We start from the raw sequence: 17,696 nt of genomic DNA on the forward strand, positions 1-17,696 counted from the left end.
ACGATCAGATGACGTTTGATCGGGCAGTATAGGAGCCCGTTTTGGAATCGCGGACGTATCCCGGTAAATTTCGCTTTTTTGCCGATTTTCCCGTTTCAGATTCGAGTTAAGACGACGTTTCGAAGGTGTTTTTACCCTTCTACTTAAGTTGTGTGCGAACAAGCTGGCAATACAACAGTCTTTTTCGTACCGAATATTATTTGCCGGGGCGCCACGGTGGCGCGTCGCTACGATGAGATAGCCGTCCTCCATGTTTGGTTCCAACGACGACAAGAAGACCCCAGCTGCGGCTGGCGAGAAAAAAGGCCTGTTCGGATGGCTGCGCAGAAAACCGCAGGAAACCGTCGTTGAACAGCCTGTGCCTGAAACCACCCCCGAGCCGTTGATCGAGGCCGCGGCCGTGGTTGCTGAGCCGGTGCCGGAAGAGGTGACGGCTCCTGTGGTTGAGGCGGCTCAATCTACGCCATGGCCGCCGCTGCCTGTTCCCGAAGAGTCGGTTGCCCTGGTCGAAGACGTGGAAGCGCCGCACATCATGCCGCCGATCCCAGCGGCCGCGCCGGTGCTTGAAGTGGTTGAACCGGTGCTAGCGGTGGTTGAAACCATCGCCGAGCCTGTTGCTCCAGCTCCAGCTCCAGCTCCAGCTCCAGCTCCAGCTTCGGTTGCTGTAGTGGCTGCCCCTGCGCCGGTGATCGAGCCGCCTGCGCCGGCACCTGCCCCTGTGGCTGAAACCAAAGTCGGCTTTTTTGCCCGCCTCAAGCAAGGCCTGTCCAAGACCAGCGCGAGCATTGGCGAAGGCATGGCCAGCCTGTTTCTGGGCAAGAAGGTTATCGACGATGACCTGCTGGACGAAATCGAAACCCGCTTGCTGACCGCAGACGTGGGCGTTGAAGCCACATCGGTGATCATCAAGAACCTGACACAAAAGGTCGCGCGCAAACAGCTGACTGACGCAGACGCACTGTACAAGTCCCTGCAGGACGAATTGGCGGCCATGCTCAAACCGGTGGAGCAACCGCTGGTGATTGAGTCGAAGAACAAGCCGTTTGTGATTCTGGTGGTGGGCGTCAATGGCGCGGGTAAAACCACCACCATCGGCAAACTGGCGAAAAAACTGCAGCTGGAAGGCAAGAAAGTCATGCTGGCAGCCGGCGATACGTTCCGTGCGGCGGCTGTGGAGCAATTGCAGGTGTGGGGCGAACGTAACCACATCCCGGTCATCGCCCAGCACACGGGCGCGGATTCGGCCTCGGTGATCTTTGACGCCGTGCAAGCCGCCAAGGCGCGTGGCATCGATGTCTTGATCGCCGACACCGCCGGTCGTCTGCACACCAAAGACAACCTGATGGAAGAACTGAAAAAGGTTCGCCGCGTGATCGGCAAACTGGACGAAGACGCGCCGCATGAAGTGTTGCTGGTGCTGGACGCGGGTACGGGTCAGAACGCCATCAGCCAGACCAAGCAATTCAATCAGACCGTGGCCCTGACCGGGCTGGCGCTGACCAAACTGGACGGCACGGCCAAGGGGGGCGTGATCTTCGCTCTGGCCAAACAGTTTGGCATTCCGATTCGTTTGATCGGGGTGGGTGAAGGCATCGATGATTTACGCACTTTTGAGTCCGAGCCTTTTGTTCAGGCTCTGTTTGCGGAGCGGGAGCGTCCATGATTCGTTTCGAGCAGGTCGGTAAGCGCTATCCAAATGGACACGTGGGCCTGCATGAGCTGAGCTTTCGGGTTCGTCGCGGCGAGTTTCTCTTTGTAACCGGTCACTCCGGGGCGGGCAAAAGCACCTTGCTGCGCCTGCTGCTGGCGATGGAGCGCCCCACCAGCGGCAAACTGCTGCTGGCCGGGCAGGACCTGAGCCAGATCAGTAATGCCCAGATTCCCTTTTTGCGTCGTCAGATCGGCGTGGTGTTCCAGAATCACCAGTTGCTGTTTGATCGCACAGTGTTCAATAACGTCGCCCTGCCGCTGCAAATCCTGGGCTTATCCAAGGTTGAAGTGGCCAAGCGCGTTGATTCGGCGTTGGAGCGTGTGTCGCTGTCAGACAAGTCCGACTTGTACCCTGGCGACCTGTCCACCGGCCAGCAACAGCGCGTGGGCATTGCCCGAGCCATCGTGCATCGGCCCGCCTTGCTTCTGGCTGATGAACCCACGGGTAACCTTGATCCACGTTTGGCGGCGGAAATTATGGGTGTATTTGAAGACATCAACCGGTTGGGCACCAGCGTGCTGATTGCCAGTCACGACCTGGCGCTGATCGCACGCATGCGCCACCGCATGCTGACCTTGCAGCGCGGCCGCTTGATCGGTGATGGGGAGGCCGCGCAATGAGTGCAACCCGCAGCCCCAAAGTATCTGAACGCGTGGCACCCAAGGCTGCCGACCCGCAGCCACCGAAGAAAAAACGTGACGAAGACGATGGCCCGACGTTTGGCATGTTGTTCCATGCTTGGGTGGAAGCGCACCGCGCCAGCCTGCTCGACAGCCTGAAGCGCTTGGGCAAGCAGCCGATCGGTAGCTTCTTTACATGCCTGGTGATGGCCGTGGCCTTGAGCTTGCCCATGGGTTTGTCATTGTTGCTGAACAATGTCGAGCGGTTGGGTGGGTCTTGGCAGCGCGCGGCGCAGATTTCGCTGTATTTGCAAATGGATGCCAGCAATGCTCAGGGTGAGCAGTTGAGTCATCAGATAAAAGGTATGCCGGGCGTCGCGGATGCTGAATTTATCAGCCGCGAAAAAGCCCTCGAAGAGTTCCAGCAGCAGTCTGGGCTGGGCGAAGCGCTCAAGGAGCTACCGGATAACCCGTTGCCGGGCGTGGTGCTGGTGACCCCTGAAGAGGTCGATAAAACCGCCCTTGAGAGCCTTCGCGAGCGCCTTGCCGAGTTGCCAAAGGTGCAACAGGCGCAACTTGATCTAGTCTGGGTCGAGCGTCTGGCTGCGATTCTGAAATTGGGCGACCGTTTTGTGTTTGGTTTGACGGTGTTGCTGGTGTCGGCTTTGCTGTTGGTGATTGGCAACACCATTCGCCTGCATATTGAGAATCGGCGCATTGAGATCGAGGTCATCAAGCTGGTCGGGGGTACCGACAGCTATGTGCGTAGGCCGTTTCTGTACATGGGCGCGCTCTATGGATTGGGTGCCGGTATGCTTTCCTGGGGGGTTTTGGCCTTCGGTTTGAACTGGCTCAACGACGCGGTCGTCGGCTTGGCGGGGCTGTATGGCAGTAATTTTGCCTTGGCTGGCGTGCCGGTCGCCGATGGTCTGTCTCTATTGCTTGGCGCGGTGCTGTTAGGGTATATCGGTGCATGGATTGCAGTAGCGCGTCACTTACGTGAGCTTTCGCCCAAGTAGTTCCTTTTTGCCTGTTGACCTTTTCAGCTTTTACGGGAACTTTCCTTATCATTCCCGGTCAACTTTCGCAGTGCTGAATAGCACGAGTATGTAAGACGGAGGTTTTTTCGTATGACCACTTCTTTGCAACCTGCGTATGCGTTGGTTCCTGGTGCGAACCTTGAGGCCTACGTCAATACGGTGAACAGCATTCCACTGCTGACGCCAGAGCAGGAGCGTGAACTGGCCGAGAGTCTCTACTATGAGCAGGATCTTGGAGCGGCTCGGCAGATGGTGCTCGCTCACCTGCGTTTTGTTGTGCACATTGCCCGCAGTTATTCGGGCTATGGCCTGGCTCAGGCTGATCTGATCCAGGAAGGCAATGTTGGCCTGATGAAGGCGGTCAAACGTTTCAACCCTGAAATGGGTGTGCGTCTGGTGTCGTTCGCCGTGCATTGGATCAAGGCAGAAATTCACGAATTCATCCTGCGTAACTGGCGCATCGTGAAAGTCGCCACCACCAAGGCCCAGCGCAAACTATTTTTTAACCTGCGCAGCCAGAAAAAACGTTTGGCCTGGCTGAACAACGATGAAGTGCATCGCGTGGCTGAGAGCCTTGGCGTAGAGCCGCGTGAAGTGCGCGAGATGGAAAGCCGCCTGACGGGCCATGACATGGCCTTCGACCCGGCGGCAGAAGCGGACGATGACAGTGCATTCCAGTCGCCGGCCAATTATCTGGAAGACCACCGTTACGACCCGGCGCGTCAACTGGAAGATGCTGACTGGACCGATAACTCCACCAGCAACCTGCATGAAGCGCTCGAAGTGCTGGACGACCGCAGTCGCGACATTCTGTATCAGCGCTGGCTGGCTGAAGAGAAAGCCACGCTGCACGACCTGGCACAGAAGTACAACGTGTCTGCAGAGCGGATTCGCCAGCTTGAAAAAAGCGCGATGAACAAGCTCAAACTGTCGATTGCCGCTTAACCCGGTCCGATAAAAAAACGCCCCGTTCGGGGCGTTTTTGTTTGTGGCCTACGGGGTTGCAGGGTTACTGCGCCCACGGCTTGTCGCTGCGTGAGGTGTTCAGGGTGGTGAGGTAGCTGTCGCCGCCCAACTGGCGCATTTGCTGGCGAATCCAGCTGGCGCGGCGGCTGATGTAGGGGCTGGGGTGGCTGGCACTCCAACTGCGCGGGTTAGGCAACACCGCAGCCAATTGGCTGGCTTGCTGGGCTGAAAGCCTGGCGGCACTGACGCCAAAGTGATGTTGCGCAGCGGCTTCGGCCCCAAATACCCCTTTGTCCCATTCGGCACTGTTGAGGTAAACCTCAAGAATCCGCTGCTTGGGCCAAAGCAGTTCAATCAGCCCGGTGAACCAGGCTTCCAAGCCTTTGCGCAGCCAACTGCGGCCAGACCATAAAAACAGGTTCTTCGACACTTGCTGGCTAAGGGTGCTGGCTCCGCGAACCGTACCACCCTGCTCGTTATGGGCAAAGGCGGCGCGGATGGCACCAAAATCGAAGCCCCAATGTTCGGCGAACTTCTGGTCCTCGCCGGCAATGACGGCAATTTTCAGGTCATTGGATATTTCATCCCACGGCCGCCAACTGCGTTGCAGGTCAATCGGCTCGCCGTCGAGCCACGACTCGACCTTACGCTCGACCATCAGCGCGGTGCCCGGTGGTGGCACCCAGCGAAAGATCAGCACTAACACAATGCTGGCCGCCACGAACCACAGCAGGGCTTTAAGGACGCGATGTAGGAGATTACGCAGCATAGATGGCTTGGCCGAACCCGTTGAGCGGGCCATTATACAGACCCTGCGCTATTCGATGACCCTGAAGGGAGTGAACCATGTTGCGCGTTTTTCTGATGCTGACCGCCTTTTTCGGTTTTACCGGTGTTGCTCTCGGTGCCTTTGCGGCACACGGCTTGAAAGGCCGTTTGAGCGAACAGTATCTGGCTATTTTTCATACAGGTGTGACCTACCAGTTGGTGCACACCCTGGCCCTGCTGGGCGTAGCGCTGCTCGCCACCCACCTCCCAGGGCGGTTGATGACATGGGCCGGTGTGTGTTTCGCGCTGGGGATCGTGCTGTTTTCCGGCAGCCTGTACCTGCTGACGCTGACGGGCATCAGTAAGTTGGGGATCATCACGCCCTTTGGCGGCCTGGCCTTTTTGGCCGGTTGGTTCTGCCTGGGACTGGCCGCTTGGCGCGTGAGCTGAGCGCACAGGATGAATGGCTTGGGTCGGCTTGAGGGATCGGGCTAGAATGCTGGCCCCTAAAAACGAAGGCAGCGTCGCGCATGCGCATTCAGTTGAACGGTGAACCCTTTGAACTGCCCGACGGCGAAACCGTCGCGGCATTGTTGGCACGCCTGGATTTGACCGGCCGTCGCGTTGCTGTGGAGTGCAATCAGGACATCGTCCCGCGCAGCCAGCACGCCGAAACCGTCCTTGTTGAAGGCGATCAGGTCGAAGTGGTGCATGCCATCGGTGGTGGCTAGGGCCTGACTTCGCCGTTCACACCCGCCCCATTGTGCACACCATTTTTAAGAGGATTCCCGATGAGCAACGTTCGCAGCGACAAGCCTTTTGTGTTGGCCGGCCGTACTTACCAGTCGCGTCTGCTGGTTGGCACCGGCAAGTACCGTGATATGGAAGAAACCCGCCTGGCCATTGAAGCCTCGGGCGCTGAAATCGTGACCGTTGCTGTGCGTCGTACCAACATCGGCCAGAACCCTGGCGAGCCGAACCTGCTCGACATCCTGCCGCCGGATCGTTACACCATCCTGCCCAACACCGCAGGTTGCTACGACGCGGTTGAGGCGGTACGCACCTGCCGCCTGGCCCGTGAGCTGCTCGACGGGCACAACCTGGTCAAACTCGAAGTGCTGGCAGACCAGAAAACCTTGTTCCCCAACGTCATCGAAACCCTCAAGGCCGCCGAAGTGCTGGTCAAGGAAGGTTTTGACGTGATGGTATACACCAGCGATGACCCGATCATCGCCCGCGAGCTTGAAGCCATGGGCTGTATCGCGGTGATGCCGCTGGCGGGCCTGATCGGCACGGGCCTGGGTATCTGCAACCCGTACAACCTGCGGATCATTCTGGAAGAAGCGAAAATCCCAGTGCTGGTGGATGCGGGTGTGGGCACAGCCTCCGACGCGACCATCGCCATGGAGATGGGCTGCGAAGCCGTGCTGATGAACTCAGCCATTGCCAACGCCCAGCACCCGATCATCATGGCCGAAGCCATGAAGCACGCCATTGTGGCGGGCCGTCTGGCGTACCTGGCCGGGCGTATGCCAAAAAAACTCTATGCCAGCGCCTCCTCGCCGCTGGATGGTCTGATCAAGTAAGAGCCCCTGATGACTGAACCACTCGACACCTCAACCCCGGAAGACGGCGACGACCGCCAGCACCGCCGCATCAAGAGCTTTGTGATGCGCGCCGGGCGCATGACCGAAGGCCAGCAACGCGGCCTCGATCAAGGCACGCAGCTGTACGTCCTGCCGCTGGCTGATGCGCCGGTCGATTACGACCAGGTATTCGGCCGCTCGGCACCGCGCACCCTGGAAATCGGCTTCGGCATGGGTCACTCCCTGCTGGAAATGGCGGCGGCTTCGCCTGAGCAAGACTTTATCGGGGTCGAGGTTCACCGTCCGGGTGTGGGCGCGCTGCTCAACGGCGTGCTGACCCAGGGCCTGACCAACCTGCGGGTATACGACTGCGATGCGATCGAAGTCCTGACTCGCTGCGTGGCTGACAACAGCCTCGATCGCCTGCTGTTGTTCTTCCCGGACCCGTGGCACAAGAGCCGTCACCACAAGCGCCGCATCGTCCAGGCATCGTTTGCCGAACTGGTGCGTTCCAAGCTGAAAGTGGGTGGCGTGCTGCACATGGCGACCGACTGGGAACCGTATGCCGAATCCATGCTGGAAGTCATGAACGTCGCGCCGGGTTACCGCAACCTGGCCGAAGACGGCCAGTGCGTCCCACGCCCGGCCGAGCGCCCGGTGACCAAATTCGAACGCCGTGGCGAACGTCTTGGGCATGGCGTGTGGGATTTGAAGTTCGAGAAGTTGGCGTAAGTACTTATTAAAGTGCCGGTCTCCCCCTGCTTGGAGGCCGGTTTCTAAGCCAGACGTAACGTGATTGCCCCGATTGCAATCACGCATACGGACACGCAACGTACGACCGTGATGTGTTCTTTCAGAATCAGCCATGAGATGACGGCTGAGAACAAAATTGATGTTTCACGCAGCGCGGCCACGACGGCTACGGGGGCCTGAGTCATTGCATATAAGGCCAGCCCATAAGAAACCAGAGTGCCAAGACCTCCGACAGCACCCAAGTGCCAATTGAGCCGCAGATAGTGACGCGTCTGCGACCATTGAGTAAGTGTTGCCCAGCAGGTAATGGCTACGCCAGTGATCAGAAATATCCAGAGCGTGTAAGACGCTGGTGCTGCGGATAACCGTACGCCAATGCCATCGACTAATGTGTAGCCGCTAATAACCAAGGCGTTTAATAGCGCGAGTATTAAACCTTCCCGACTCTTTTGCCCCCCGCTCCAGAGCATTATTAAAATACCCGAACAGATAATACAGACACCCAGCCAAGCAGGGCTGGACAAGGTTTCGTCGAGGAAAAGGGTACCGGCGAGAGCAACAATAAGCGGTGCCGCACCGCGCATTATTGGATAAGTTTGGCTCATGTCTGCAATACGATAGATCCTTGCGACCAGTGCAAAATAGACGATTTGCAGTGCTGCAGACAGCGCAATATAGGGCCAGCTTTCTGGACTTGGGGAAGGAAGAGCGGGCAGTAAAACAACAGCCCATAGCGCCGCTGAAGCGGTCACCAGCACCATGGTTAATACCGTGTTCTTGCCAGCTTTAACAATAGCGTTCCATGACGCGTGTAGAACGGCGGCGAAAAGGACTATTTCAAATACTGTTAGCGACATAACTAAAGCCCGTGACTTCGTAAATTACGGAAGTTTGTCTATTTCAGTAGAGTTCTTTAAGTTTGGCCATGGTATATGGGATTTGAAGTTCGAGAAGTTGGCGTAAAAATCGCTATTCCTTGTAGGAGCGAGCTTGCTCGCGATCTTTTGATCTTCCAAAACAAAGATTGCGAGTAAGTACGTTCCTGCAGGGGGCGGGTTTATCCGCGGCGATCCGCGACTACGCCAATCAAGACCAGTACCACCAACAACACCGGTGCCAGGCTGTAGTTGTTGAATTGGCTCAGGCCGCGTTCAACCCACGGGGTGGCGTAGATCAAGGCTGCACCGCTGCCGATCAGGCACAGCAGGGCCATCAAAGGCACGCGCAGGGCACCGGCAATGCTGCCCAGGCGTTGTTCGACCCAGCCCTTGAAGTCGGCACCGAACAGCACCAGTACGCAACCGATCAAGGCCAGCGAGATTTCCGAGAGGTGGCCTCGGCTCCAGCGCGAGACGGTGGCAAGCAGGTCCAGTACCAAGTCCATTCGAGTTCCTTAGGTCAAAAATTGCTGCAGCAGGTCATTGAGAAACAGTTGGCCTCGGGCTGTTGCTGCCAGGCGTGTCGGTTCGACCTGCAATAAGCCGCTTTGTTCGGCGGCCTTGCGGCCTTCGCTCAAGCTGTCGAGGGAAAGCCCCGTGCGTTGTGGGTACAACGCCGAATCCACGCCGTCGGTAAGACGCAAGGCGTTCATTAGAAACTCAAATGGCAGTTCTTCGGCAGTCAGAATTTTCTCGCCGGCTTGAAAGCTTTTGGCTGAATTTAAGTAGTCCTTTGGCAGCCGGGTTTTCCAAGTGCGGACGATTCGGCCATCAGGATGGCTCAATTTCCCATGAGCGCCAGCGCCAATGCCGATAAAGTCGCCAAAGCTCCAGTAGTTCAGGTTGTGCCGCGCCGGGCGACCCGGCTGGGCGTAGGCCGACACTTCGTACTGGGCGTAGCCATACTCGGCAAGCAACGCTTGGCCTGCTTCCTGGATGTCCCACAAGGTGTCGTCCTCGGGCAAATCAGGCGGCTTGTTCCAGAACACCGTGTTGGGTTCCAGCGTCAGTTGATACCACGACAGGTGTGTCGGTTTGAGGGCAATGGCCTGGCGCAGGTCGCTCAGGGCGTCTTCCAGGCTCTGATCGGGTAAACCGTGCATCAAGTCGAGGTTGAAGTTATCAAAGCCCGCCTGGCGCGCCATGCCAGCGGCGCGCACGGCTTCGTCACCGTTGTGGATGCGCCCCAGCGCCTTGAGTTTTTCTTGCTGAAAACTCTGGATGCCAATCGACAGGCGATTGATCCCCAGTTTTCGGTAGGCCACGAATTTCTCTTGCTCGAAGGTGCCGGGGTTGGCTTCGAGGGTGATTTCGATATCACTGGCAAACGGGATGCGTGCTTCAACGCCTTTGAGCAACCGGCCCAGCGCCTGGGCGCTGAACAGGCTCGGCGTGCCACCGCCAAAAAAGATCGAGCTCAGCTCACGGCCATAGACAGCGTGCAGGTCTTGATCGAGGTCGGCCAGCAACGCGTCGACGTATTCTTCTTCGGGCAGCACCGGGCTTGCAGTGTGCGAGTTGAAGTCGCAGTACGGGCATTTGCGCACGCACCACGGAATATGGATGTACAGCGACAGGGGGGGCAGTTGCGTCAGCGGCGCGCGCGGTGCCTGCTGGGTAAAGCCAGCCGCACCCAGATAGAGCGGCTGTGAAGGGGTGTCGTGGGTCATTTCAGGCCCAGACGCTGGCGCAGCAAGACCATCGCGCGTGCGCGGTGACTCAGTTGGTTTTTCTCGGCTGGGCTGAGTTCAGCGCTGGAGCAGTTGCGCTCCGGCACCCAAAACAACGGGTCGTAGCCAAAACCGTGATCGCCGCTGGCCGCGTGCAGGATGCGGCCGTGCCACAAGCCTTCGCAGATGATTGGCAGCGGGTCGTCGGCGTGGCGCACCAGCGCCAGCACGCACACAAATTGCGCGCCGCGTTCAGCCTCAGGCACGTCTTTCAAGGCCTCGAGCAGTTTGGCGTTGTTTGCCGCATCGCCTTGGCCGTCGGCGTAACGGGCCGAATAAATGCCCGGTGCGCCGCCGAGAAAGTCCACCGCCAGCCCAGAATCGTCTGCCAGGGCGGGCAGGCCGGAGATGCGTGCTGCGTTGCGTGCTTTAAGAATCGCGTTTTCAACAAACGACAAGCCGGTTTCATCCGGTTCGACGCTGCTGAACTCTCCAATCGAGCGCAACTGCACCGACTCGCCGAGCATGGCCTGAAGTTCTTTGAGTTTGCCGGCGTTGTGGCTAGCCAGGACCAGTTGCGTAAGGTTAATCATTGGAGCGGAGCGACCTCTTGGGAGAATTCGATGTCTTTGGTTTCGCCGTTGACCTTGAGCTCAATGGCGAACACATAGACTTTAGCGGGCTGGACCGGGAACTGGGCGAAGTAATCAATCGCCCCCTGGTCATTGATCACCTGCTTGAAGGTGAGCGGTTTAGCTTTTTTATCGCCGGTTTCGCGGTAAGTGCCCTTGATCGTGCTGGCTATTTTTTGATCATCTTTGGACAGGTTGAAGTTCAGCGCACCCAGTTGGTCACTGCGTTGCAGGCCGTACCTGGCGGTGATCTCAGGGCTCAGGAAGTTGGTCATGAAGGCGTTGTAGTTGACCACGGTGCCGCCAACGTGTGTGGCCCCCGCAGCCATCGCCTGAACGGCGAAGCACATCGAAAGCAGCAGTAGTCCAATACGTCCCATGGTGTTTCTCCTTGAATAAAGCGGTTAAACCGCGATGTGGTGATCCTGCAGGCCAGGGCTGCTGACACGGTAAATGCCAATCTCGCCTAACAGGTTAGGCCATAACTTACTCGCCCACCCGTGTCGGTGTTGTTGATCCACAGCAAGGCGGTTGATCACCTGCGCTTCGCGCTCACGGCATAGTGCTTCGAAGTCTTCGAAGGTGCAGAAGTGGATGTTCGGCGTGTTGTACCAGGTATACGGCAGGAACTCGGAAACCGGCATGCGGCCTTTACTGGCCAAATACCAGCGGCAGCGCCAGTGCCCGAAATTCGGGAAGGTGATAATGCACTGACGGCCCACGCGCAGCATTTCGTCGAGGATCCGGTCGGGGTAGTGCACCGCCTGCAGCGCTTGGGTCATGACCACGATGTCAAAGCTGTTGCTGGCAAAGTTGCCCAGCCCTTTGTCGAGGTCTTGCTCGATGACGTTAATGCCCTTGGCCACGCACTCGGCAATGTTGTCCGGGTCGTTTTCCAGGCCGTAGCCGGTGACTTGCTTGTTGTCACGCAGCCAGCTCAGCAGTTCGCCATCACCACAACCGAGGTCGAGCACGCGGCTGCCGGCGGGGATCCAGTCTTGGATGATTTCCAGGTCGGCTCTCATGGCGTTCTCACAGTTCAATACGGTTCATGTAGTTGCCGAACGCTTGCAGGTAGCGCGGGATCGGAATCAGGAAGGCGTCATGGCCTTGCGGAGCATCAATCTCGAGGTAGCAAACGTCTTTTTTCGCCGCCATCAAGGCATCCACCAGTTCCCGTGAGCGAGCCGGCGAGAAGCGCCAGTCGGTGGTGAATGACATCACGCAGAAGCGCGCTTTGGCCCCGGCAAAGGTTTTGGCCAGGTCATCGTCGAAGTTGGCGGCCGGGTCAAAGTAGTCCAGCGCTTTGGTCATCAGCAGGTAGGTGTTGGCATCGAACCGGCCAGAGAACTCTTCGCCCTGATAGCGCAGGTAGCTTTCCACCTGGAACTCGACGCTGTGGAAGTCGTAGTTGAGGTTTTCGTTCTTCAGGCCACGGCCGAACTTTTCCCCCATCGAGTCATCCGACAGGTAGGTGATATGCCCCACCATGCGCGCCAGCATCAGGCCGCGTTTGGGGATCACGCCTTTTTCCTGGAACGAGCCGCCGTGAAATTCGGGGTCGGTGAGGATGGCCTGGCGGGCAACTTCGTTGAAGGCGATGTTTTGCGCCGACAATTTGGGTGCCGACGCGATTGCCAGGCAATGGCGCAGGCGATCCGGGTAGCTGATGCTCCATTGCAGTGCCTGCATGCCGCCCAGGCTGCCGCCGATAATGGCGGCCCACTGTTCGATACCCAATCGGTCGGCAAGGCGGGCCTGGCTGTGCACCCAGTCTTCAACGGTCAGTACCGGAAATTGCGCGCCAAACGGGTGGCCGGTTTCAGGGTTCAGGCTGCTTGGGCCCGTCGAACCGTTGCAGCCGCCCAGGTTGTTGAGGCTGACGACAAAGAACCGGTTGGTATCAATGGGCTTGCCGGGGCCAATGCAACTGTCCCACCAACCCGGCTTGCGATCATCGACACTGTGATAACCCGCAGCGTGATGGTGCCCGGAGAGTGCATGGCAGATCAGCACAGCATTGCTGGCCGTGGCATTGAGCTGGCCGTAGGTTTCGTAAATCAGGTCATAGGCCGGCAGTGAGCGCCCGCAGGCCAAGGCCAACGGCTCGCTGAAATGTGCTATTTGCGGCACAACCAGACCAACGGAATCGGGGGGAAAGGCAGCTGGCATCGACCCTGCTCTCATTTAAATGAGGCGTAAGTCTAATGAGCGGGGGGCAGAGCGGCAAGCAAAGGTCTGTGAAATGCAATCGCTGTAGGAGCAGCCGGTCGACGCTCGATTGCTCCTACAGTTTTTTCCGTTAGATCAGGCCGAACAGCACGACCGGCATGCCGACAGACATGGCCAACGGTGGGATCACGAAGCTCTGGATCAGTTGGATCACCATAAAGGCCAGGATCGGTGAGATGTCCAGGCCGCCCATGCTTGGCAGGAAGCGGCGGAACGGGGCCAGGGCAGGTTCGGTGATCTGGTTGACCAGCTCGGCACCCGGGCTGGCGCTGCCTGGGGCAACCCATGACAGGATGACGCTGATGATCATGGCGAAGAAGAAGATCTTCAAGAACAGCGCGGTGACGCCAATGATCGCCCAGGCCAGCAGGCCCAGAATGTTGAACGACATGTAGCTCAGCGTGAGCACGACGGCGAAGATCACCATTTGCACGACAATGGCCAGCACCAGCGAGGACATGTCCAGGCCAAACAGGCTGGGAATGACCCGGCGCAGCGGCTTGAGCAAGGGCTGGGTGGCCTTGACCGTGAACTGGCACAGCGGGTTGTAGAAGTTGGCGCGTACCAGTTGCAGGATGAAGCGCAGCAGAACGATCAGCAGGTAAAGGCTGCCCAGGGTTTGAATCACGAAAATGGCAGCGCCATTAAGTCCAGACATCATGTGCTCCTTATTGACCCAGTTGTTCGGCCATTTCGGCCGAGCGGTGCGCGGCGGCACGCAATGCGGTTTCGACCGAGGCTTCAAAGCCGTTGGCCTGGAATGATTTGATCGCCGCTTCGGTCGTACCGGCCGGCGAGGTGACGCGGCGGCGCAGTTCGGCGGCATCAACGTCGCTGCTCACCGCCATGTGCGCCGCGCCCAGGGCGGTGTGTTGGGCCATTTGAGCGGCCACGTCGCGGGGCAGGCCGAGTTTGACGCCTGCGTCGGTCATCGCTTCGATCAGCAGGAAGAAATACGCCGGGCCGCTGCCTGAGACGGCGGTCACCGCATCGATTTGCTTTTCAATGTCCACCCAGAACACCAGGCCTACGGCCGACAGCAGGTCTTGCGCCTGTTGGCGTTGCTCGGGCGTGACGTCGGCGGTGGCGTACAAACCGCTCACGCCTTTGCCCAGCAAAGCGGGCGTGTTGGGCATGCAACGCACCAGCGGCTGCTCGCCCAGCCACTTCAGCAGGCTCTCGCAGGTAATGCCGGCCGCAATCGACACCAGCAGTTGGTGCGGCTTGAGGTGTGGGCGCAGGCTCTCGCACACGGCTTTCATGACCTGCGGCTTGACCGCGATCACAATCACGTCGGCGTCTTCGATGGCTTGCGCGTTGTCAGCGAAGGTCTTAATACCGTGCTCGGCCGTGACCTTGGCACGGGTATCTGCGCCGGGGTCGCTGGCACGAATATGGTCAGCGTTCAGGCCTTTGGCCAGCAGGCCGCCAATCAGACTGGAAGCCATGTTGCCGGCCCCGATAAAAGCAATACGCGTCGAGCTCATAACCGATCCTTATAAACAGTTAGACGGGGCTTTTCAGGCCTGGCCGTAATCGCGGGCACCGAACAGAGCGGTGCCAATTCTCACCCATGTGGCACCTTGAGCTATGGCCGACTCCAGGTCGTGGCTCATGCCCATTGAAAGTGTGTCGAGCCCCAGGTTCAGGCTTTCCTGCAACTGGCGCACGGCGGCAAATGCTGCGTCCTGCTCTGTACGGTCTTGCGTGGGCTCTGGAATAGCCATCAGGCCGCGCAGCTTCAAACGCGGCAACGCCATGATGGCTTGAGCCAGTGCGGGCAGGTCTGCAGGTGTGCAGCCGGACTTGCTGGCCTCGCCACTGACATTGACCTGAATGCAGATATTGAGTGGTGCCATGTCTGCTGGGCGTTGGTCTGACAAGCGCTGGGCAATTTTCAGGCGATCCACGGAGTGCACCCAGTCGAAGTGCTCGGCGATATCACGGGTCTTGTTCGACTGAATGGGGCCGATGAAGTGCCAACACAAGGGCAAGTCGGTTAATTCGTTCTGCTTGGCGCGCGCTTCTTGCAAGTAGTTCTCGCCAAAGTCGCGAATGCCGGCTGCGTAGGCTTCACGCAGTGCAGCAGCGGGTTTGGTCTTGCTGACCGCGAGTAAATGAATGCTCGTTACATCACGTTGCACAGCTAGGGCCGCGTCCCGGATACGCGCCTCAACCTGCGCAATGTTGCCTGCTATCGTGGACATTCGGTTAAGCCCGCCGTGGTGAAAGACTGCGGCATTCTACTGGAATTGGGAGCGTCTGGAATTGGAAGGGGACATGGATATCGCCGACCTGCTGGCATTGTGCCTGAAACAGGGGGCTTCAGATTTGCACGTATCGGCGGGCAGGCAGCCCATGTTACGGATCGACGGTGAGTTGCAGCCCTGTGCGCAGGCGATGCTGACGCCGGAGCAGGCGCGCCGCTTGATTCACAGCGTGATGACGCCTGCTCAGCGCCAGGCGTTTGAATCTGCGCATGAGGCTGACTTTGCCTACGTGGCCGCACAGTCGGGGCGGTTTCGGGTCAATGCGTTTGAGCAGCAGCGCGGCGTGGGGGCGGTGTTTCGGCGTATTGGCGCAACCTTGCCCAGCCTGGTGTCACTGGGGCTGGACGAGGTGTTCCGCCGGCTTTGGCAAATGCCGCGCGGGCTGGTGCTGGTCACGGGGGCAACGGGCTCCGGCAAAACCACCACCCTGGCGGCGATGATTGATCATTTGAACCGTACAGACCCGCAGCACGTCCTCACAATCGAAGACCCGGTTGAATATATCCACACGCCGGGCTTATGCCTGATCAACCAGCGTGAGGTGCAGCGTGACACCCACAGTTTTGCCGCGGCGCTGCGCTCGGCACTGCGTGAAGACCCGGACGTCATTATGTTGGGCGAAATGCGCGACCTGGAGAGTATTCGGCTGGCGCTGACCGCTGCCGAAACAGGGCATTGGGTGTTTGCGACCCTGCATACCTCGTCAGCAGCCAAGGCCATTGACCGCATGGTGGATGTGTTCGAGGCGCAGGAAAAAGCCATGGTGCGCACGATGTTGTCCGAATCACTGCAGGCGGTCATTGCTCAGGTGCTGGTCAAAAAGAAGGGGGGCGGGCGTGTGGCAGCTCACGAAATCATGCTCAGTACCCCCGCCATTCGCAACTTGATCCGTGAAAACAAAGGCGTGCAACTGACGTCAGCTATCCAGACAGGCGGGGCCTTGGGCATGCAAACGCTGGAGATGAGCCTCAACAGGCTGAAACAGGCGGGGGTGATCTGACGGCTTTAGCGGCGAGCCTGCTGGCCATCTTTTAAACGTTCAAAAGATCGCCAGCACGCTTGCGCCCGCAGGAGGCGGAATTAGCGCTGGACTACTTGCAGAGTGGATTTTTCTTTGGGTAGTACGCGTTTGGCAACCACGTAGTGGTTCTGCCAGTACGGCTTTTTCAGCGTGTCGATGCTGACCGCTTTGCCGCGACGGGGCGCATGGATAAAACGGTCGTTACCCAAGTAGATAGCCACATGGTTAACGTTGCGGCTCTTGATGTTGAAGAACAGCAAGTCACCGGGTTTCAAGTCTTTACGCTCAACCTTTTGTCCATGGCCGCTGGCCATTGCGCTGGATGAGCGGGGCAGGTCAACAGTGGCGACATCATTAAAGGCGTACTTCACCAGCCCGCTGCAGTCGAACCCTTTGCTTGGGCTGCTGCCGCCCCAACGATACGGGGTACCCAGCACATTCACTGCACGGCTGAGTACGGCACTGCTCTGTTTGTTGCTGGACGCCAGCGAAGCCACCGCAATTTTGCCGGGGGCTTTATGATGGCTTCTGGTAGTGGCGGTAGGCCGAACAACGGTTTTGCGGGTGTGCTTGGCAGCGGTGGCGACAACAGGCGTTGTACTCGCAGATGACTTTGCGGTGTAGCCAGTGAAGCCAGCAGGAAGATGTTGCTCACGGTTGGTGGCGTGGGCGGCCAGGGGTATTAATAGGCAAATGGTTAGCCATGTCTTGAATAAAGGACGCATTCGGCAAGGCTCGTTGGTGGTTAGCGCGAAACTTTATAACAGCTTTTTTTGTCTTTCTCAGGCCGTTTGTCGAGAGGACTTGAGGGGTAAAAGAACAATTACTGTAATAAATTGTCATAAGAAAACGGCGCAAGCCATGTAATACAAGGCTTTGCACCATTTTATGCAAGACTCCTTTACCGGTTATGCGACAGTAAAAAAGTCACAAAATAAATCAGAATATTTTTCTATCAGCAGCAGAGAGGGCATTTATGAGCGGCTATCGAGAGGGTGTACAGCAGGATACCCACAGCAAGGTGCTGGGCTATTTGCTCTGGATCTTTGGTTTTCTGGGGGCGCATCGCTTTTATTACGGCAAGCCTGTGACCGGGACGATCTGGTTTTTTACCTTGGGCCTGTTGGGTATTGGCTGGTTGATCGACCTGTTCCTGATCCCCAGCATGGACCGTGAAGCCGACCTGCGTTTTAGTTCAGGTGACACGGACTACAGCGTGGCCTGGATTCTACTGACGTTTTTGGGGGTTTTTGGTGTGCACCGCATGTACATGGGCAAATGGATCACCGGTATCATTTACCTGTGCACCGGCGGTTTTTTCCTGATTGGCGTGCTGTATGACTTCTGGACCCTGAACGAGCAGATCTCGATCAAGAACGCGTCACGTCGCTAAACCAACGTCTGGCAGACTGTGTAGGAACGAGCTTGCTCGTGATCGTTTGATCTGGCTTTTGATCTGAGGGCCCTCTTAAACCACGCTGGCCTCACA

At 58.1% G+C, this 17,696-nt stretch carries 22 protein-coding genes; 10 read left to right on the forward strand and 12 right to left on the reverse strand.

What is annotated here, in order from left to right; genetic code table 11:
- Positions 1-250: 250 nt before the first annotated feature.
- From ftsY to rpoH, 4 genes are all read left to right on the forward strand, one after another.
- Positions 251-1,663 carry a signal recognition particle-docking protein FtsY gene (gene ftsY / locus Q1W15_RS05020; protein ID WP_300724658.1) on the forward strand — a complete coding sequence of 471 codons (1,413 nt, stop codon included), beginning with the start codon at positions 251-253 and terminating at the stop codon, positions 1,661-1,663.
- Positions 1,660-2,331, forward strand: coding sequence for a cell division ATP-binding protein FtsE (gene ftsE / locus Q1W15_RS05025; protein ID WP_300724660.1), 672 nt, complete (start codon positions 1,660-1,662; stop codon positions 2,329-2,331). The genes ftsY and ftsE overlap by 4 nt, the downstream gene beginning before the upstream one ends.
- Positions 2,328-3,350: a permease-like cell division protein FtsX gene (ftsX, locus tag Q1W15_RS05030; RefSeq protein ID WP_300724662.1), complete on the forward strand. Its 1,023-nt coding sequence runs from the start codon at positions 2,328-2,330 to the stop codon at positions 3,348-3,350. Before ftsE ends, ftsX begins: the two co-directional genes overlap by 4 nt.
- Before the next feature lie 111 nt (positions 3,351-3,461).
- Positions 3,462-4,316, forward strand: coding sequence for an RNA polymerase sigma factor RpoH (gene rpoH, locus Q1W15_RS05035; protein ID WP_004419731.1), 855 nt, complete (start codon positions 3,462-3,464; stop codon positions 4,314-4,316).
- Positions 4,317-4,380: 64 nt separating this feature from the next.
- On the opposite strand, the gene mtgA is transcribed toward rpoH, so the two are convergent.
- Positions 4,381-5,106, reverse strand: a complete 726-nt coding sequence (gene mtgA, locus Q1W15_RS05040; protein ID WP_300725006.1) for a monofunctional biosynthetic peptidoglycan transglycosylase — start codon at positions 5,104-5,106, stop codon at positions 4,381-4,383.
- 77 nt (positions 5,107-5,183) lie between these two features.
- Between mtgA and Q1W15_RS05045 the strand changes: the two genes are divergently transcribed.
- The 4 genes from Q1W15_RS05045 (at position 5,184) to trmB (ending at position 7,423) form a co-directional block, all read left to right on the forward strand.
- Complete coding sequence (locus Q1W15_RS05045) at positions 5,184-5,555, forward strand: DUF423 domain-containing protein (protein WP_300724667.1); 372 nt, start codon at positions 5,184-5,186, stop codon at positions 5,553-5,555.
- 80 nt (positions 5,556-5,635) lie between these two features.
- Entirely contained in the window at positions 5,636-5,836 is a 201-nt protein-coding gene (thiS, locus tag Q1W15_RS05050; RefSeq protein ID WP_300724669.1) for a sulfur carrier protein ThiS, read from the forward strand.
- Between the two features lie 60 nt (positions 5,837-5,896).
- Positions 5,897-6,691, forward strand: coding sequence for a thiazole synthase (locus Q1W15_RS05055; RefSeq protein WP_300724671.1), 795 nt, complete (start codon positions 5,897-5,899; stop codon positions 6,689-6,691).
- A 9-nt stretch (positions 6,692-6,700) separates the two neighbouring features.
- Positions 6,701-7,423 carry a tRNA (guanosine(46)-N7)-methyltransferase TrmB gene (trmB, locus tag Q1W15_RS05060; protein WP_300724673.1) on the forward strand — a complete coding sequence of 241 codons (723 nt, stop codon included), beginning with the start codon at positions 6,701-6,703 and terminating at the stop codon, positions 7,421-7,423.
- A gap of 44 nt (positions 7,424-7,467) precedes the next feature.
- Here the strand turns inward: trmB and Q1W15_RS05065 are convergent, their stop codons facing one another.
- The 10 genes from Q1W15_RS05065 to Q1W15_RS05110 form a co-directional block, all read right to left on the reverse strand.
- Complete coding sequence (locus tag Q1W15_RS05065) at positions 7,468-8,301, reverse strand: DMT family transporter (RefSeq protein WP_300724675.1); 834 nt, start codon at positions 8,299-8,301, stop codon at positions 7,468-7,470.
- A gap of 200 nt (positions 8,302-8,501) precedes the next feature.
- A complete protein-coding gene (locus tag Q1W15_RS05070) occupies positions 8,502-8,828 on the reverse strand; it encodes a DUF3392 domain-containing protein (protein WP_300724677.1) in 327 nt (108 codons plus the stop codon).
- A 9-nt stretch (positions 8,829-8,837) separates the two neighbouring features.
- Positions 8,838-10,052 carry a radical SAM family heme chaperone HemW gene (gene hemW / locus Q1W15_RS05075; protein WP_300724679.1) on the reverse strand — a complete coding sequence of 405 codons (1,215 nt, stop codon included), beginning with the start codon at positions 10,050-10,052 and terminating at the stop codon, positions 8,838-8,840.
- Complete coding sequence (gene rdgB / locus Q1W15_RS05080; RefSeq protein WP_300724681.1) at positions 10,049-10,645, reverse strand: RdgB/HAM1 family non-canonical purine NTP pyrophosphatase; 597 nt, start codon at positions 10,643-10,645, stop codon at positions 10,049-10,051. The genes hemW and rdgB overlap by 4 nt, the downstream gene beginning before the upstream one ends.
- Entirely contained in the window at positions 10,642-11,064 is a 423-nt protein-coding gene (locus Q1W15_RS05085) for a DUF4426 domain-containing protein (RefSeq protein WP_300724683.1), read from the reverse strand. Before Q1W15_RS05085 ends, rdgB begins: the two co-directional genes overlap by 4 nt.
- A gap of 24 nt (positions 11,065-11,088) precedes the next feature.
- Positions 11,089-11,709 carry a methionine biosynthesis protein MetW gene (gene metW, locus Q1W15_RS05090; RefSeq protein WP_300724685.1) on the reverse strand — a complete coding sequence of 207 codons (621 nt, stop codon included), beginning with the start codon at positions 11,707-11,709 and terminating at the stop codon, positions 11,089-11,091.
- Positions 11,710-11,716: 7 nt separating this feature from the next.
- The gene (locus Q1W15_RS05095; protein WP_300724687.1) at positions 11,717-12,856 is read right to left on the reverse strand and encodes a homoserine O-acetyltransferase; all 1,140 of its coding nucleotides are present in this window, start codon (positions 12,854-12,856) and stop codon (positions 11,717-11,719) included.
- 130 nt (positions 12,857-12,986) lie between these two features.
- Positions 12,987-13,574, reverse strand: a complete 588-nt coding sequence (locus tag Q1W15_RS05100) for a YggT family protein (RefSeq protein WP_300724689.1) — start codon at positions 13,572-13,574, stop codon at positions 12,987-12,989.
- Between the two features lie 10 nt (positions 13,575-13,584).
- Positions 13,585-14,403 carry a pyrroline-5-carboxylate reductase gene (gene proC / locus Q1W15_RS05105; protein ID WP_300724691.1) on the reverse strand — a complete coding sequence of 273 codons (819 nt, stop codon included), beginning with the start codon at positions 14,401-14,403 and terminating at the stop codon, positions 13,585-13,587.
- A gap of 33 nt (positions 14,404-14,436) precedes the next feature.
- Positions 14,437-15,123, reverse strand: coding sequence for a YggS family pyridoxal phosphate-dependent enzyme (locus Q1W15_RS05110; protein ID WP_300724693.1), 687 nt, complete (start codon positions 15,121-15,123; stop codon positions 14,437-14,439).
- 73 nt (positions 15,124-15,196) lie between these two features.
- Between Q1W15_RS05110 and Q1W15_RS05115 the strand changes: the two genes are divergently transcribed.
- The gene (locus Q1W15_RS05115) at positions 15,197-16,186 is read left to right on the forward strand and encodes a type IV pilus twitching motility protein PilT (RefSeq protein WP_300724695.1); all 990 of its coding nucleotides are present in this window, start codon (positions 15,197-15,199) and stop codon (positions 16,184-16,186) included.
- An 80-nt stretch (positions 16,187-16,266) separates the two neighbouring features.
- Here the strand turns inward: Q1W15_RS05115 and Q1W15_RS05120 are convergent, their stop codons facing one another.
- Positions 16,267-16,932 carry a C40 family peptidase gene (locus Q1W15_RS05120; protein ID WP_300724697.1) on the reverse strand — a complete coding sequence of 222 codons (666 nt, stop codon included), beginning with the start codon at positions 16,930-16,932 and terminating at the stop codon, positions 16,267-16,269.
- Between the two features lie 251 nt (positions 16,933-17,183).
- On the opposite strand from Q1W15_RS05120, the gene Q1W15_RS05125 reads away from it, so the two are divergent.
- Positions 17,184-17,600 carry a TM2 domain-containing protein gene (locus Q1W15_RS05125; RefSeq protein WP_300724699.1) on the forward strand — a complete coding sequence of 139 codons (417 nt, stop codon included), beginning with the start codon at positions 17,184-17,186 and terminating at the stop codon, positions 17,598-17,600.
- Positions 17,601-17,696: the final 96 nt, after the last annotated feature.

The sequence above is a fragment of the Pseudomonas sp. genome, assembly GCF_030150285.1.
Taxonomy (GTDB): Bacteria; Pseudomonadota; Gammaproteobacteria; order Pseudomonadales; family Pseudomonadaceae; genus Aquipseudomonas.

What these genes read in the sequence shown, in the direction of transcription:
- proC (WP_300724691.1), bottom strand. Translation starts at nt 14,403, where the DNA reads ATGAGCTCGACGCGTATTGCTTTTATCGGGGCCGGCAACATGGCTTCC.
- Q1W15_RS05055 (WP_300724671.1), top strand. Translation starts at nt 5,897, where the DNA reads ATGAGCAACGTTCGCAGCGACAAGCCTTTTGTGTTGGCCGGCCGTACT.
- Q1W15_RS05115 (WP_300724695.1), top strand. Translation starts at nt 15,197, where the DNA reads ATGGATATCGCCGACCTGCTGGCATTGTGCCTGAAACAGGGGGCTTCA.
- ftsE (WP_300724660.1), top strand. Translation starts at nt 1,660, where the DNA reads ATGATTCGTTTCGAGCAGGTCGGTAAGCGCTATCCAAATGGACACGTG.
- ftsY (WP_300724658.1), top strand. Translation starts at nt 251, where the DNA reads ATGTTTGGTTCCAACGACGACAAGAAGACCCCAGCTGCGGCTGGCGAG.
- rpoH (WP_004419731.1), top strand. Translation starts at nt 3,462, where the DNA reads ATGACCACTTCTTTGCAACCTGCGTATGCGTTGGTTCCTGGTGCGAAC.
- hemW (WP_300724679.1), bottom strand. Translation starts at nt 10,052, where the DNA reads ATGACCCACGACACCCCTTCACAGCCGCTCTATCTGGGTGCGGCTGGC.
- thiS (WP_300724669.1), top strand. Translation starts at nt 5,636, where the DNA reads ATGCGCATTCAGTTGAACGGTGAACCCTTTGAACTGCCCGACGGCGAA.
- Q1W15_RS05095 (WP_300724687.1), bottom strand. Translation starts at nt 12,856, where the DNA reads ATGCCAGCTGCCTTTCCCCCCGATTCCGTTGGTCTGGTTGTGCCGCAA.
- ftsX (WP_300724662.1), top strand. Translation starts at nt 2,328, where the DNA reads ATGAGTGCAACCCGCAGCCCCAAAGTATCTGAACGCGTGGCACCCAAG.
- Q1W15_RS05070 (WP_300724677.1), bottom strand. Translation starts at nt 8,828, where the DNA reads ATGGACTTGGTACTGGACCTGCTTGCCACCGTCTCGCGCTGGAGCCGA.
- Q1W15_RS05120 (WP_300724697.1), bottom strand. Translation starts at nt 16,932, where the DNA reads ATGCGTCCTTTATTCAAGACATGGCTAACCATTTGCCTATTAATACCC.
- Q1W15_RS05045 (WP_300724667.1), top strand. Translation starts at nt 5,184, where the DNA reads ATGTTGCGCGTTTTTCTGATGCTGACCGCCTTTTTCGGTTTTACCGGT.
- Q1W15_RS05110 (WP_300724693.1), bottom strand. Translation starts at nt 15,123, where the DNA reads ATGTCCACGATAGCAGGCAACATTGCGCAGGTTGAGGCGCGTATCCGG.
- Q1W15_RS05085 (WP_300724683.1), bottom strand. Translation starts at nt 11,064, where the DNA reads ATGGGACGTATTGGACTACTGCTGCTTTCGATGTGCTTCGCCGTTCAG.
- Q1W15_RS05100 (WP_300724689.1), bottom strand. Translation starts at nt 13,574, where the DNA reads ATGTCTGGACTTAATGGCGCTGCCATTTTCGTGATTCAAACCCTGGGC.
- Q1W15_RS05065 (WP_300724675.1), bottom strand. Translation starts at nt 8,301, where the DNA reads ATGTCGCTAACAGTATTTGAAATAGTCCTTTTCGCCGCCGTTCTACAC.
- rdgB (WP_300724681.1), bottom strand. Translation starts at nt 10,645, where the DNA reads ATGATTAACCTTACGCAACTGGTCCTGGCTAGCCACAACGCCGGCAAA.
- mtgA (WP_300725006.1), bottom strand. Translation starts at nt 5,106, where the DNA reads ATGCTGCGTAATCTCCTACATCGCGTCCTTAAAGCCCTGCTGTGGTTC.
- trmB (WP_300724673.1), top strand. Translation starts at nt 6,701, where the DNA reads ATGACTGAACCACTCGACACCTCAACCCCGGAAGACGGCGACGACCGC.
- Q1W15_RS05125 (WP_300724699.1), top strand. Translation starts at nt 17,184, where the DNA reads ATGAGCGGCTATCGAGAGGGTGTACAGCAGGATACCCACAGCAAGGTG.
- metW (WP_300724685.1), bottom strand. Translation starts at nt 11,709, where the DNA reads ATGAGAGCCGACCTGGAAATCATCCAAGACTGGATCCCCGCCGGCAGC.